The organism is Streptomyces sp. NPDC019224 (assembly GCF_040632605.1).
Lineage (GTDB): Bacteria > Actinomycetota > Actinomycetes > Streptomycetales > Streptomycetaceae > Streptomyces.
This window is the reverse complement of the sequence record NZ_JBEYCF010000057.1, coordinates 21,898-35,914: the sequence shown is the minus strand read 5'-3', so window position 1 is coordinate 35,914 and position 14,017 is coordinate 21,898. Positions and strand designations below refer to the sequence as shown.

Annotated in this window: 16 protein-coding genes; 6 read left to right on the top strand and 10 right to left on the bottom strand. The window is 69.9% G+C overall.

The window, feature by feature from the left end:
• Positions 1–27 precede the first annotated feature (27 nt).
• The 4 genes from ABZ564_RS27845 to ABZ564_RS27830 form a co-directional block, all read right to left on the bottom strand.
• Positions 28–945, bottom strand: a complete 918-nt coding sequence (locus ABZ564_RS27845) for a hypothetical protein (RefSeq protein ID WP_360861684.1) — start codon at positions 943–945, stop codon at positions 28–30.
• Positions 946–1,032: 87 nt separating this feature from the next.
• A complete protein-coding gene (locus ABZ564_RS27840) occupies positions 1,033–2,022 on the bottom strand; it encodes a DUF6083 domain-containing protein (protein WP_360861682.1) in 990 nt (329 codons plus the stop codon).
• Between the two features lie 276 nt (positions 2,023–2,298).
• A complete protein-coding gene (locus tag ABZ564_RS27835; protein WP_360861680.1) occupies positions 2,299–2,589 on the bottom strand; it encodes a transposase in 291 nt (96 codons plus the stop codon).
• Positions 2,590–2,790: 201 nt separating this feature from the next.
• Positions 2,791–3,333, bottom strand: a complete 543-nt coding sequence (locus ABZ564_RS27830; protein WP_360861678.1) for an SRPBCC family protein — start codon at positions 3,331–3,333, stop codon at positions 2,791–2,793.
• Between the two features lie 133 nt (positions 3,334–3,466).
• On the opposite strand from ABZ564_RS27830, the gene ABZ564_RS27825 reads away from it, so the two are divergent.
• Together ABZ564_RS27825 and ABZ564_RS27820 are read left to right on the top strand one after the other, a co-directional pair.
• Positions 3,467–4,351, top strand: coding sequence for a helix-turn-helix transcriptional regulator (locus ABZ564_RS27825; protein WP_360861676.1), 885 nt, complete (start codon positions 3,467–3,469; stop codon positions 4,349–4,351).
• A 117-nt stretch (positions 4,352–4,468) separates the two neighbouring features.
• Positions 4,469–5,431 (top strand): hypothetical protein, encoded by a 963-nt coding sequence (locus tag ABZ564_RS27820; RefSeq protein WP_360861674.1) that lies wholly within the window; start codon positions 4,469–4,471, stop codon positions 5,429–5,431.
• A 758-nt stretch (positions 5,432–6,189) separates the two neighbouring features.
• Here ABZ564_RS27820 and ABZ564_RS27815 read toward each other — a convergent pair.
• Entirely contained in the window at positions 6,190–7,182 is a 993-nt protein-coding gene (locus ABZ564_RS27815) for a helix-turn-helix domain-containing protein (RefSeq protein ID WP_360861672.1), read from the bottom strand.
• A gap of 52 nt (positions 7,183–7,234) precedes the next feature.
• Between ABZ564_RS27815 and ABZ564_RS27810 the strand changes: the two genes are divergently transcribed.
• Complete coding sequence (locus ABZ564_RS27810; protein ID WP_360861670.1) at positions 7,235–7,630, top strand: cupin domain-containing protein; 396 nt, start codon at positions 7,235–7,237, stop codon at positions 7,628–7,630.
• 11 nt (positions 7,631–7,641) lie between these two features.
• On the opposite strand, the gene ABZ564_RS27805 is transcribed toward ABZ564_RS27810, so the two are convergent.
• Together ABZ564_RS27805 and ABZ564_RS27800 are read right to left on the bottom strand one after the other, a co-directional pair.
• The gene (locus tag ABZ564_RS27805) at positions 7,642–8,364 is read right to left on the bottom strand and encodes an SMI1/KNR4 family protein (RefSeq protein WP_360861668.1); all 723 of its coding nucleotides are present in this window, start codon (positions 8,362–8,364) and stop codon (positions 7,642–7,644) included.
• 531 nt (positions 8,365–8,895) lie between these two features.
• Positions 8,896–9,213, bottom strand: coding sequence for a GNAT family N-acetyltransferase (locus tag ABZ564_RS27800; protein ID WP_360861666.1), 318 nt, complete (start codon positions 9,211–9,213; stop codon positions 8,896–8,898).
• Between the two features lie 250 nt (positions 9,214–9,463).
• On the opposite strand from ABZ564_RS27800, the gene ABZ564_RS27795 reads away from it, so the two are divergent.
• The 3 genes from ABZ564_RS27795 to ABZ564_RS27785 are packed head-to-tail and all read left to right on the top strand — an operon-like array spanning position 9,464 to position 12,378.
• Positions 9,464–10,390, top strand: a complete 927-nt coding sequence (locus ABZ564_RS27795) for a CPBP family intramembrane glutamic endopeptidase (RefSeq protein ID WP_360861665.1) — start codon at positions 9,464–9,466, stop codon at positions 10,388–10,390.
• Positions 10,387–11,682: a histidine kinase gene (locus tag ABZ564_RS27790; protein WP_360861663.1), complete on the top strand. Its 1,296-nt coding sequence runs from the start codon at positions 10,387–10,389 to the stop codon at positions 11,680–11,682. Before ABZ564_RS27795 ends, ABZ564_RS27790 begins: the two co-directional genes overlap by 4 nt.
• A 3-nt stretch (positions 11,683–11,685) precedes the next feature.
• Positions 11,686–12,378, top strand: a complete 693-nt coding sequence (locus ABZ564_RS27785) for a response regulator transcription factor (RefSeq protein WP_360861661.1) — start codon at positions 11,686–11,688, stop codon at positions 12,376–12,378.
• A gap of 125 nt (positions 12,379–12,503) precedes the next feature.
• Here ABZ564_RS27785 and ABZ564_RS27780 read toward each other — a convergent pair whose 3' ends face one another.
• The 3 genes from ABZ564_RS27780 to ABZ564_RS27770 form a co-directional block, all read right to left on the bottom strand.
• Positions 12,504–12,947 (bottom strand): DUF2267 domain-containing protein, encoded by a 444-nt coding sequence (locus ABZ564_RS27780; RefSeq protein WP_360861659.1) that lies wholly within the window; start codon positions 12,945–12,947, stop codon positions 12,504–12,506.
• Between the two features lie 64 nt (positions 12,948–13,011).
• On the bottom strand, positions 13,012–13,407 hold the full coding sequence (locus ABZ564_RS27775; protein WP_360861657.1) for a DUF2267 domain-containing protein: 396 nt from the start codon (positions 13,405–13,407) through the stop codon (positions 13,012–13,014).
• A gap of 93 nt (positions 13,408–13,500) precedes the next feature.
• Positions 13,501–13,932, bottom strand: a complete 432-nt coding sequence (locus tag ABZ564_RS27770) for an Hsp20/alpha crystallin family protein (RefSeq protein ID WP_360861655.1) — start codon at positions 13,930–13,932, stop codon at positions 13,501–13,503.
• Positions 13,933–14,017 lie beyond the last annotated feature (85 nt).

Here is a 14,017-nt window from a genome sequence, read left to right as displayed (position 1 = left end):
CGGGGGCCGGGCTCGGGACGTCGCCGGCTATCGCGTCTCGTGCCGCGCGGGTTCGTCGCTCTGCTGAGCCGGCAGGGTCATCGACGCCTGCCGCTTCACCCGCTGCCGGTAGGTCCGCACGATGTCGCTGAGTTGATCCAGGTCGTCGAGGTCGACGGCCGAGATGTCGGCGTCGAACCGTGCGCGGTCTTCGGCGGCGCCGTAAAGAGACAGAGCGTGGCGGAGTTCGTGCAGTGTGCGCATTGCCGGCTGTGCCGGCCAGGGGATGGTGACGAGCTGCGGTCCCGGGTGGGAGCCCAACTCGATGCGTGCCTGAACAGCATGCGGGTCGGTCCGGCGGAGCATGAGGACCGGCTTGCAGGCATCGGTCAGAACCGAGGCGGGGTGATCGATGCCGAAGCTCTCCATGGACGGCCGGGTGGGGTCGGGTGGGCTCGGCACGAGGGTGGTGAACAGGGAGGGAAAGCCGGGCAGGATCAGCTGGACGGAGCGCAGGAGCTGCTCCGCTGCCGTAGGAGGCTCGTAGTCCAGGTCGTCGACGGGATCGTACCGGTCCGGTGCGGGCTGTTCGTCGGAGCGCAGCCGTTCGTAGCTTTCGATGACGAGGAACCCGAGTTCTCGCCCGCGGTGCGGAGTGCGGAGGAGGTCGTTGATGTGGGCGGGCGTGGGGTGGGCACGGGTGTCCACCCGAAGCAGAGGGGGAGCCTGGGGCGGTCTGCGGGCACTGCACAGGAGGGTCGGGATACCGGCTTGGGCCGCGTACACAGCAAGGTCCGTTCCGAGGGAGGCCTCGGATGTACCGTGCTCGGCGATCACGCCGACCTTGCGCCGGTGGACGAGCTCGGCGATGGCCGAGAAGGACTCCCAGGGCGAGGGGATCGGATCGCGCGGGTCGCGAGACGTCCGGGGCTGTTCGTCGAAGATTCCGGCATCGTCGGTCGTCAAGGCATCCTCGTTACCAGAGCGGGGAAAGAAGCTGGTCCCGGCCGGTCGATGAGGTGCTGTCCGGCCCGGGTCGGGCGTAGCGGGGAGTCAGTCCGGCGGCGCGTCGGGGGCTCGCAACCACTTGCGGTGGGTTCGGGCTCTGCGTTTTTCCAGTGACGCGCAGGTCCAGCACAGCCAGCCGGCGGGTTGCGTGCTCATGGTCGAGTGCCAGCACCCGGGGGCGGCGCACACCGTGCTCTCTCCGGTGGGGCCGTCGTGGATGACGATGTCCTGCCCTGCCGGCGTGCGCTCGTAGCCCTCGGGCTGCTCGGTCAGGATGTACTGGTCGTGGATCAGCGGCTGGAACTGAATCATCTCGAAGGTGACGTGGTCCGGCGCGCCGGAGCCGAAGTGATCGACGCACTGCTGCTTCCACCAGCGCCGCAGGCAGTTGAAGTCGTTGATGACCCACGCCCACATGCGGCCGCCGGTGAGGGTGAGGATCTGCTGCCCCTGCCGACCGGGCGCGTGAGGGACGTCGACTTCTTCCCATTTGCCTTCGTCGATGTCGAAGACACCGTTCTCGCAGCGTTCCCCGGTCCGGGTGTTGGTCGAGATGCACTGCAGTTCATGGACCTCGCACGGTGCCAGGCGGAGCGTGCCGTAGTAGGAGATGACGTGCCGCTGTTCCTTCACCTGCTCGGGATCAGGCGTGGCGACCTGTTCCTCGATGACGGGCTCGACGTACGGAATGAACTCGCCCCGGTCGATACGGCCGCGCATCCGCGCGGCCAGACGGACCACCACGTCCTGCAGCTGGTCCGGAAGACCGGAATGCTCGACTGCGGGGCAGATCACCGGATGCGGGATGCGGCAGTACCCCGTGAGGGGGTCCTTGCCGGGGTACGCAACACCTTTGAACAAGTGCCACTGCATGTTCTGCGGGATCGGCTGCGACGGGAACTCTGGCGACAGCGGGATCCGCAGTGTGTCATACCGTTCGAACCACTCGATCGGAGTGCCGCAGTACTTGCAGCGGTCAGCAGCCGTCCGGCGAAGGAGCCGAGTGTGGTTCGAACGGTGCAGATGCAACGACACAGCAGTCCCTCGTTCCCGTCCCGCAGACTCACTCGCGAACTTGCACCCTATGCCAACCCGTTCGGCACAGAGCCCTGCCCCGTCAGGGGAGCGGTGTCGGGGACCGTTGCAGGGTCGGGTGACAGCGGGTTCATGCAGCCAGGTCCGCGGCTGGGATCATGATGATCTCGTACTCGACGGGGGTCAACCGCGGGTCAGGCGTTTCCGAGGCCGACGCCGGTGGGGCTGGGCAGATCGAGGCTGGGGGTACTCCCCTGCTCGAACGAAGTCGAGAGCTCAGGGAGGGGTGGACAGGTGCGGCAGCGGCCGCAGGCCGGCAGCCTCTGGGCCGTCCCAGCTTCCGGTCAGGGGCAGCCGCCAGGACATCGGGCGCGCCGCGGTGTCAAGGGCCGCATGCGCGCTGCCCCCTGTCGGCGGTTCCCGGCCTTGCCCAGGGTGCCGGAATGCTGCCTGCCCCCGGAACGAGGACGCTCCGTCCTTCGGCAACCCGGTGTCGTCCACCGCCCCCACCTGTGGCCGCACCACTGCCACCGCCCGGCGGGCCGGCCTCGTGCGAACAGGGTCCACCGGCCCCGCCACGCAGCGAGTTCAGCCGCCCTGATACCAGCAGGAACCACCAGAAAGGCGCCTTTCCCATGAACCTTGCGCAGCCCTCCTAGGCGGCGGACACCCCGTCCGCCGAAGAGACACCAGGCCAGGTACGGGGGTGGCCTCCTGCTTGGTGCCAATCGTCTCCCCCGCGGATCGTCGGGCTGCCGCGCCGGCGGGTCAGCCGGAGATCCGGCGCGGGCTGGGGGCGGTGTCGGGACGGGGTTCCTCGGCGATCCACCGGGCGAGGGAGGCCAGTGTGGCTTCGGCGCTGTCCGCCATGTGGTGGCGCAGGGCGTCGAGGTCGCCGCGGGTGGTGCCCAGCACGGGGTCGAGGCGCAGGAGTTGCCAGGACTGCTGGACGAGAGTTCCGCGTCCTTGGGATCGGAAGGTCCACTCCCATCGCACGATGCCGTTCTCGACGCCGCCGACGACGAAGGTGAAGGCGGTACCGGGCTCGGCCCGCGCGATCTGGGAGCGAGTGGTCCAGTGCCTGCCGTCCCTGTGGTTACGGCCGCCGAACCAGGCTCCGGCTCGGGGCCCCGCATCCTGATCGAAGGCGACATCGGTGGCGTCGGGACTCCACCGGGGGATCGCGGACACGTCACTGACGAGGTCGTAGACCCGGGCGGGGGTGGCGTCGACCCACGCACGTCTGGAGAAGGCGAAATCCGCCGCCTTCAGTGCGTCGAATGGGTCACATGCGCGGATGGCGGTGCTCAAGGCGTCCTCCGGGGTGGGTGAGGGAATGCGGTCTGGCCACCTCATCGCGGCTCGGGCCGCGGAGCCAGACCCGCCGCTGCCTATCCACGGTGGGGAGAGGTTGCGTACTGCGGGCCGCCCCATACTCGGAGCCATGAACGGGAAATCACAGCTCGGAGACTTTCTGCAGACGCGGCGCTCCCAGCTGCGCCCCGATGAGGCGGGGGTACCCACCTACGGTGAGCGTCGGCGTGTGCCGGGGCTTCGCCGCGAGGAGTTGGCGATGCTGGCGGGGGTGAGCGCCTCCTACTACGCCCGACTGGAACAGGGACACTCGCTCAACGCCTCACCGGAGGTGCTGGACGCGATCGCCCGGGCCCTTCGACTGGACGAGTCCGAACGCCGGCATCTGCACGACCTGGCCCGGTCGGCCGAACGCCGCAGTCGGCGCCGCCCCGCACCGGAGTACGTGACGGAGGCCACCACCCAACTGCTGGACGCACTCGGACACGTCCCCGCGATCGTGATCGGCCGGCGCAGCGACGTCCTGGCGTGGAACCGGCTGGGTCACGCGTTGTTCGCCGGGCACCTCGACCCCGGAGCCCCGGACATCCCGGCGCAGCGTCCCAACATGGCCAGGCTGGTGTTCCTTGACGCCCACACCCGCGACCTGTACGCGGACTGGCCGAGCAAGGCCAGGGCGGTGGTGGGGAACCTGCGCCTGGTGGCGGGCGAGTACCCGCAGGACGCCGCACTGCACACGCTGCTGGGTGAGCTGAGCGCGCGGAGCGAGGACTTCGCGTCCATGTGGGCCGATCACCGGGTCAAGGCGTGCGCGGTCGCCGACTACGAGATGCGGCACCCGCTGGTCGGTTCACTGTCCGTCACGCAGCAGACCTGGAGCCAGGAGGCGGGGCCCAGCATCGTGGCTGCCACCACTGTGGCCGGCTCACCCTCCCGAGCCGCCCTGGACCTGCTCGCCCAGGCCGTCCCTCCCGCCGCCCCCGCCCGTTCGGACAGTCGGCTCAGTACCGGCTGACCCCGCGCATTTCTCTCCGGCCGAGCCGCACCTGCGCGGCCGGCCCCGACCAGGCAACCATCCACCCGTACGGCGGCGTGCCGCCTCCGCATGCTCGAAATCAGTGAAGGAATCTCCGTGTTCACCAAGCTTCCCAAGTCCGTGATACCGGCCGCCGCCGTGATCGTGGTCGCGATGGCCTCTCCGGCTCCTGCGTCCGCTGTCTCGCCGCCGCTCGACCACGCGCGTACCGCCGTACACTTCGACCTGGCCGAGGGCCGAACACCGGAGAACCTCGTGCTGGCCCCGGACGGCACCGCGTACGTCACCTTCGCCAAGGCCCGCCAGATCGCCGCGCTCTCGCGCCGCGGCGGCAGCCGGATCCTGGCCACCCTGCCCGAACCCGCCGACGGCGGCGTGCACACCCCGGCCTTGGGCTTTCCGCTGACCACCGGCATCGTCCGCGCCCACGACGGCACCCTGTACTTCCTCTACGCCACCGGCACCGCGGACCTGACCGGCGTATGGCGCCTGCGTCCGGGCGGCCGGCCTCAGCGCATCGCCGCACTGCCCGCCGCCGGTCTGCCCAACGGCCTGGCCCTGGACGCCCGCACCCGCACCCTGTACGTCACCGACTCCGTACTCGGAACCATCTGGCGCGTGCCTGCCTCCGGCGGCACCGCCACCGCTTGGTCCACCGACCCGGCACTGGCTCCCGCCGGCTTCCTCGGTGCCAATGGCCTGAAGATTCACAACGGGGCGGTCTGGGCCACCAACCTCGACAAGGGCACCGTCGTCCGCATCCCCATTCTCCCCGGACAACGCGCCGGCACCGCCCGGGTCATCGCCATCGGCCTGACCGGAATCGACGACTTCGCCTTCACAGATCACGGCGACGACCAGATCATCGCCGCCCTCAACACCGTCAACCAGGTCGTCCTGGTCAGACCCGACGGCACCCACACCACCGTCCTGACCGCCGCCGACGGTCTCCAGGGGCCCACCTCCATCGCGCTGCGCGGCAATACCGTCTACGTCATGAGCGCCGCCTACCTCACCGCGAAGGACCCCAACCTCCTCCTCGCCCGTCTGGGCCGCTGAGCCATACCCGGCACCCTGGAGAAGCGTCTGCGGTGCCGGTCTTCGCGTACGAGGCGTCCACGAACGCCTCGTACGCCCCGGACTCCGCGAAGGGCTTGAGCCTGTCGGCCGGCGAATCAACGGCCGTGCCCGGGTCGAGGTTGATACGTAGGGCCTTCTTCGGCGCGTCGGAATCGCGGTCGGCCTCCTGCGCAGCCTGGCGCGCGAGCGATCACAGCTGGTCGGCGACCTCGTCCGGCAGAAACCGATCCCGTGCCAGCCGGTGGCGCCGCGGCCGGCCCGGCGCATCGCCGCCTCGACGCCGAGGCCTTCCCCACCGCCGCCGTCCTCATCGACCACGCCACCCACGCCACAGCCGGCGATGACCGGAGACGGGAGGAATCGTCGAGTTGACGTGGCGCTCCGCGGCCTGGCCGGACGCGCGTCCGGGAAGAGCGGATTATCCGAACTAGTGGCTTCCGGCTCCAGCAATTCGCGAAAACGGCCGGGTACCCCTGTCGGCCTGCCGGGTCAAGGTCTGCTGCGGGGCATCCTCTCGGCGAGCGCTGCCATCGGAGGCGTTCGGCGTCCGGGCCGGTTCCCGGCGCGCCGGCCGGAACCCCTCGTACGGGACGCACCCGGGCTTCCGGCCGGTGCGGCGGGAGCGCGTGCGCGGCGTCGCGACGGGGCGAGCCCCGGCTGCCGCGGCACGAGGCTTCGCGCCTCTGGCACAGCCGCCGGTGCAGCACGTGCGTCTCGGCGGCAGGGGATGCCCGCCGTCAGTTCGCCTCCGGCCCGAAGCGGCGTTTGTATGCCGACGGTGTGATGCCGGTCTCACGGCGCATCAGCGCGCGCAGGTTGGCAGCGGTGCCGAGCCCGCTGCGTCGCGCGACCACCTCGAACCGGGCTTCGCCTCGCTCGATCAACCGGCATGCCAGAGCGAGCCGTTCCCCCGTCAGCCACCTCAACGGCGTCGTGCCCAGTTGCGCCTGGAAGCGGCGATGCAGCGTCGCCGGGCTGACCACCGCACGCGCCGCGAGGTCGGACACGGTGAGCGGTGAGTCCAAGCATTCCTGGGCCCAGGCCAGGACAGGCGCCAGGGACTCGTCCGGCAGGTCGGGCATGGGGCGCTGCACGAACTGCCGCTGTCCACCGTCCCGGTGCGCCGCGAAGACCAGCCGCCGGCTCACGGAGTTGGCGATCTCCGCGCCGTGGTCGCGGCGGACCACATGCAGCCCGAGATCGAGCGCAGCCGCGCTCCCGGCGGCGGTGAGGATGTCACCGTCATCCACGAAGAGCACGTCTGGTTCGAGCCGGACCGAGGGGAAGCGGGCCCGGAAGGAGTCCACCCACTGCCAGTGCGCCGTGGCCCGGCGTCCGTCGAGGACTCCGGCCTCGGCCAGTGTGAACGCGCCGCTGCAGAAGCCGAGCAGGCGGGCACCGCGTGCGTGCGCCCGCCGGACGGCATCGAGCACGGCGGGGCGGCGGGGCACCTCGGTGTCCGGGCGGTTGGGGACGATCAAGGTATCCGCCGTGTCGGCCGCCTCCAGACCGGCGACGCCCGTGAGCGTGAAGAACCCGTCTCGCATCAGGGTGCGGGGCTCGGGCGAGCAGAGCCTGAAGTCGTAGAGATCACGGCCGGTCTCCGGTCTGCGCAGACCGAAGACCTCGGTCGCGCAGCCGAGTTCGAAGGGGTTCGAGTTCTCGTCCACGATCACGACGACCCGGTGCGCGGTCGCCGGGTGAGCCGCGTGCGAGGATTCTTTCGGCATGTGCAACTCCTAGCACTCACGGGGGCCGTGCGAAACGGCTCAGGATGAACCCATGAGCAACGAACCGATCCCTCTCAGCAAGGCTCTGGCCTCCTTCGACGCCCTGTGGAGCCCTCGCATCGTCGCGCGCGTCAACGACTACGACGTCCGCATCGCCAAGGTCGAGGGCGAACACCTCTGGCACGCCCACGACGACACCGACGAGTTCTTCCTGGTAATCGACGGCGAACTGCATATCGCCTTGCGCGAGCCCGACGGGGAACGCACGGTCCTGCTCCCCCAGGGGTCGCTCTTCACCGTTCCCCGAGGCACGGAGCACAAGCCGTATGCTCCGAGCGGCGCCTCGATCCTTATGTTCGAGCCCGCCGGGACACCGACCGTGGGCGATCGCCACGGCGACATCCCGGACCACGTGGACTCGACGACCGGGCACGCGCTCGACATCTGAGCCGGCAGGCTTCAGCCTTCCAGCCAGTCTCCGGACACCGAGTCGCGCAACTGGTCCAAGGCCTCCTCCGTCCGGGCCCGGACGTTCAGGCAGAAGCCGTCCAGCTCGCGGATCAGGACATCAGCACCGGCGAACCACCGGACCTCGCGCCCCAGGCCGGGAAGCTCCCGGAACTGTCCCACCAGACCGACCTCATCGGCGCCACCCTCCAGGAAGTCGGTGAATCCAGCCTCGTACAGCACCGTTTCGGACATGATCATCTCGTACAGCACCGTTTCGGACATGATCATATCGATGCAGGCCACCATCAGACTCGATTCCCAGGCTTCCCATCGCTCCTGCGACTTGTCGGCGAGGTCCGGACGCATCACGGTGCCGGGATCGTCATCCTCCAGATCCGCCAGCAGGACACCCCAGGAAGCGGCCCCCTGATTCTCCACTCGGTACACGAGAGCGCCATCGACCACATGCAACTCGTCCGGCCTGAGCAGAGTGTCGTGATTGCCGGTGAGATCAGTCCGGCGCCCGAGGAGCAGGTACGCCTCCCGAAGCGCCGCCGGCAGAACCAAGCCCAGGCGCCGCTCCGCCGCCTCCACCTCCGCCACACTCCAACCGTCCCCCGGCTGGAGCGGCTGCTGCCAGTAGGCCGCGAAGTCGGCGACGAATCGCCAGGCCCCGGCACGGTCGCGCAACGCGCCGGGCAGCCGGGTGTGAATGTCGAAGGTCTCCATCATGCCCGCACCGTACAGCGGGGTACAGACACCGCCTGTGGAGGGCGGAACGTGAAGGGGTAACCCCAGTGCGGCGGCCCCGCCCGCGCACCTCGAGCGATCAGTCGTCGGAGTACGTCCTCAGCTCCTCAGAGGCGTACGGTTGAACGGGCTCTGTCGCTGATCTTGTGGTGCTCGGCGCCCCGCAAACCCGACCGGCAGTTCCGCGGGCCGCACGGCCACACTCATGGCATGCGCCGACCGCCTGCGATCCGCATCACGAGGAGACCACCCCGCCCTCACGGCGAAACTCCGCGCCCCGGTCGAGTCGGCCGCCCCGTCACACCGGTCCATGAGGAAGTCAACGGGCCATCGCCGGAGGAGGACGCTCACGCGCCGGTCCTCGAAGGATTCCAGGAGCGGTTCAGGATCCGTCACCTGGAGTTACTCGTCTTCAGGGGCCGCTTGGCCATGGTGAGGATGAACCGGGAAGCCGGGACCGGAGCGAGAGACGGCGGTGTCGCACTGACATGAAGGTGCGCAGCGACGTTCGACTCAAAGCACGCGCTGGTAGCGGAGTTCCGTGAGCGTGGTCCCGTCGTAGACGTCGTCCTGAGCCGCACCATCAGCCTGATAACCGGCTCGTTCGTAGAAGTGCTGGGCTCGTTGATTGTCACGCAGCACCCACAAGGCTGAGACATCGAACCCCTGGCTCCTCATCTGCGTATGAGCCTCATCCAGGAGGACCCGGCCTGTGCCCTGGCCGGTCAGATCCGGCGAGACGTACAAGGCGTACGCCGCCTGCCATCCCCGGACTCGGATCGCCGAAACGGCCTCGACGTCGGCCGCGTCCATCTCCCGCACATGCACCATCGCGCCACCGTAAACGCACAGGCACCTCGATCGTGGGCCGGCGGCCGACGGGCAGCATCGCCTTCGGACGACCGACCAGTGCTCCGGGGCACTCGTGCGGCCGTGGTCCGTGAAGGGCGAAACCGGCCCGCAGGCGCAGCGCATCCCCCGTGAGAGCTACCCGGGCGGTCCCCGCGCGGGTGATTCGCGTCTGCCGGTGGATTTCTAGTGTGGCCGTCAGATCAGTCGCCGCCGTCGCAAGGAGACCCCGATGAACACGCAGCCCACCGCACAGCACAACGCCGGATCCGGTCCGAACGAGGACGGTGACGACGGGCGCAGTCGTCTCGGCCGGATCCTCCGCGCCCCCCTCGGCTGGGCACTGGCTGGCATGGCGGGGGTCGGCCTGGTCTCGGCGCTGACCGCGACCGGCCCCGGTCCGGTGCCGGCTCTGGGGGCGGTCGCCGCGGTCGCCGTGTACTGGGTGGTGATGCGCCGGGTCGCGGGACGAGCCACGCCGGAGGTTGCCCGGCGGGGGGCCGGGCGGGAGGTGTTGTACGGCGGTGCGATCGGCCTGGTCTTCGTCCTGGTCTCCGCCCTCCTCATCACGATGTTCGGGGGCTACTCCTTCTCCTGGGCGGGCAACGGCTTCCTCTCCGTCATCTGGTCCGCGGCGATGCTGCAGACCGGCGCCGCGGTCACCGAGGAGCTGATGTTCCGCGGTTTCGCCCTCCAGGCTCTGGAACAGCGGTGGGGCAGCCGGGCCGCCATCGTGATCACCGGGCTGCTCTTCGGCGTTGCCCACCTCGGTGCTCCCGGAGCCGGCGTGTGGAGTGCGCTTGCCATCGCCCTGGAGGCCGGTGCGATGCTCGGCGTCGCGTTCCTGTGGCGGCGTAACATCTGGTTCGTCGCGAGTCTGCACTTCGTCTGGAACACCTCCGAACAACTGCTGGGCATCCCGGTCTCCGGACACACCCCCCAGGGCCTGTTCACCGTTGACACCCATGGCTCCGCCCTGCTCAACGGCGGCGCCTTCGGTCTGGAGACGTCGATCGTGCCCGTGCTCATCAGTGTGCTGCTCATCCTCGTGATGTTCGTCCTCGCCGGCCGAAGTGGCGGTCTGCGGACCCGGCGTGCCGCCCGCGCCGAGAAGGACCGGTCCACTGGGCACCTGCTGACCGAAGGAGGAGAGAAGTGACGAGCCATCAGGTCTTCACGGGTACGCCGTGGTTACGGGTACCGCTCGACTGGTGGAAGGCGCAGGGCATCCTTTTCAAGGATGGTGTCCTCGCTCTGGTTCTCACCTTGCTGGCTTTCGTTCCGACCCTGTCGACCATCGGGGCGCAGATCGGCGATCTGCCCGAGCGACCGGCGAACGCGCTGGGCCTCGGCCTGGTCCTGGCCCAGACCCTGCCGCTGGCGGCACGCCGCCGCCGGCCCGCGGTCTGTCTGGCTGTCGTCGCCGTGGCGTGCGCCGTGCACCAGGCGCTGGGTTTCGCGACCACCTTCGCCAGCATGGGGCTGTATCTCGCGCTGTACTCGGCCGGAGCCCACCAGGTCCGCTTCCGCCGGGCTCTGGCCGGCGTGGCGAGTGCGGGGTACGTGGTGCTGGCCGTGGGCCTGCACCGGCTCGGCTCTCCGCAGGAGGTCACGGACTATCTCGCGTTCTACGTGGTGCTGGCCGTGGTCCGTCTGGCGGGTAGCAGTGTGCGCAAGCGGCGCGCGGAAGAGACGGAACGGCGACGTCTGGCAGCCGAGGTGGCCACGGCCGCCGAACGGGCGCGGATAGCCCGGGACCTGCACGACGTGGTCACCCACCATGTGACGGCCATGGTGGTGCAGGCGGACGCGGCGCAGTTCCTGATCGCGTCCGCGCCGGAAAGGGCCTGTACGGGAATGGCCTCCGTCAGCGAAACCGGCCGCCGGGCCTTGACGGAGCTGCGGTATCTGCTCGGGGTGCTGGAGGCCACCGGCGAGTCCACGGCCGCCGGGTCCGCGCCCGGCGCCCCCGCCCCCGCCCCCAAGGGTTCTTCGCTCGGGAGCCGGGGGCCCGCCCTCGGCCGGGTGGAGGACCTGGTCGAGCAGGCCCGCAGCTCGGGTCAGCCGGTGGAGCTCAGCCAGCGGGGCGAGCCGCGGTCCCGGAGCGTCGACGTGGAACTGGCCGCGTACCGGGTGGTGCAGGAAGCGCTCACCAATGCGATGAAGTACGCGACCGGGCGACCGACCCGGGTCCTGGTCCAGCACGGCGACGAAGGCGTCGAGATCGGGGTGGCCACCGACGGCCCCGTCCCCGGTACCTCACCGGCGGCCGCACCGGCCCCGCGCGAGCCGGAAGCCGGGGGCGGCCGAGGACTGGCCGGGCTGCGGGCCCGGGTACGGATACTCGATGGTGAGCTGGAGGCGGGACCCCGGCCCGGGGGCGGATTCGAGGTCCGTGCCACGATTCCGTCCAAACCCGGGCCCGAGCCCGTCCGAGAGCGACCGGAGTGATCCATGAGCGATGTGACCCCACCGATCCGTGTGCTCGTGTGCGACGACCAGGAACTGGTGCGGACCGGCTATGCCACCATCTTCTCGGCTCAGCCCGACATGGAGGTCGTCGGTGAGGCCGAGAACGGGCACGAAGCGGTGGAGGCCGCGCGACGACTGCGCCCCGACGTGGTCGTGATGGACATCCGCATGCCCCTGCTCGACGGCATTCAGGCGACCCGGCAACTCGCCGGACCCGACTCCGGTGACACACCGAAGGTACTGGTCGTCACCACGTTCAACGTCGATGCCCATGTCTACGAGGCACTGCGCGCCGGAGCCAGCGGTTTCCTCCTCAAAGACGCGCCGCCCGCCGAGCTGGTCAACGGCATCCGGACCGTTGCCCGCGGTGAGGCCTTGCTGGCTCCCGCCGTCACCCGCCACCTCATCGGCCATTACGCCGAGCACCTGCGCCCCGCCGACGCCTCCTCGCCGGCCAGGCAGGACGTCGTACGCGCGCTGACACCCCGAGAGCTGGAGGTGCTCCGGCAGATGGCCGAGGGGTTGTCGAACGCGGAGATAGCGGCGGAGCTGTTCATCACGCCCGAGACGGTCAAGACCTACGTCTCGCGGATCCTGGCCAAGCTCGCCCTGCGCGACCGGGTCCAGGCGGTCGTTCTCGCCCACCGGGTCGGACTGGCCTCCGGAACCCCGTGAACCGGGGCCGCCGCGGCACCCGGCCCGCAACTGCCGCGGCCTCCCTTTCGCCGCGCGGGACGCCCCACGCCGCACGGCTCCGGGCCGGTGGGTGACCGGGCCCCCTTGCGGCACCGGGTGCCCGCTTACGCGGCCTGCGCGAGTTCGGCGCGCCCGAACAGCAGTGCGTATCCGGCGGGCAGTTGACGGAGGATGCGGGTGATCAGATCGGGGCCTGCGTACGCGGCGACGGCCGCGAAGACGGATCCGGTGTCCCAGCGGGTGGGAGCCAGGGAGGCGCCGGAGCGGGTGGCCAGGTCTTTGACGAAGGCCCAGCCGGTCAGCGGCTGGGTGCTGGGGATCTGCGTGGTCAGGACCCGAGCGGCCTCCACGGGCAGGCAGGCGGCCAGGTCGACGCGTTCGTCGCCGGTCAGCTGGCGTCCCAGCCCCGCGAGGACCAGGCGGACGGCTTCCTCGGCCCGCTCGCGGGTGGGGTAGGCGCCTTCGTAGCGGACTTTTTCCAGCATCTGCTCATACGCCGTCCCGTACTGCTGCTGGTACCCGAGCGGTGCACGTACGTCGGTGGTCACTGTGGTGTTCGCCTTTCGTGGAGTCAGGGCGGAGCGGTGCCGGTCTGCGGCACCGGAGTCGGAGTCAGATGGGCTGGGGGCGGCCGAAGAGGAGGTCGTAGCCGGCGGGAAGCTGGAGAAGGATCTGTTCCAGCAGGTCGTCGCCGACGGTGTCGGCGACCGTCGACAGCACGGCGCCGACGTCCCAGGTCGCGGTCTTCTCGGTGGCACCCTCGATCCAGGCCGCGGCAGCTCGGACGAACCGTTCCGGTGGCAGCGGTTCCGCGCTCTGCAGCGGGTTGAGGAGGATCAGGGCGAACTCCTCCGGCAGATGCGCCGCGAGCTGGGCGCGGACCGCGCCGACCAGGTGCGCGCCCAGCAGGGCGAGTACTACGCGTGCTGCGCGCTCGGCTTCCTCCGGAGTTCTGTACTCGCCGCGTTCCTTCACATGGCCGAGGAACGCTTCGTGTCGCAGAGTCATCTCGCCGCACCCCTTCTTCCTTCGGACCGTCCACGGGGGTGCGGAGGGCGGTGAGGGGATCAGGTGCCGCCCTCCGCACGTGTACGGCCGGTGTCAGCCGGAGATCTCCTGGCGGCCGGAACCGACGCCGACGGAGATCTTGCGGGGCTTGGCGCGCTCGGCGATCGGGATGCGCAGGGTGAGAACACCTGCGTCGTAGTCGGCCTGGATGTGCTCGGTGTCGAGCGTGTCGGCGAGCACGATCTGGCGGGAGAAGACGCCGAGCGGCCGCTCGGACAGCTCCATCTGCACGTCCTCGGACTTCGCCACCGGCCGGCGCTCGGCCTTGACGGTGAGCATGTTCCGCTCGACGTCGATGTCGATCGCGTCCGCGGCGACGCCGGGCAGGTCGAAGACCACCACGTACTCGTCGCCCTCGCGGTAGGCGTCCATCAGCATCGCCGACGGCCTCGACCAGGTGCCCGAGCTCATCATCTGCTGCGCCAGGCGGTCCAGCTCACGGAAGGGGTCGGTGCGCATCAACATCGTGAAAACACCTCCAGCAGGTTCAGGCAGTTGCTGCCAATGCGCCTCACTGACACCGTTGTAACATGTCATCCATTGGATGACA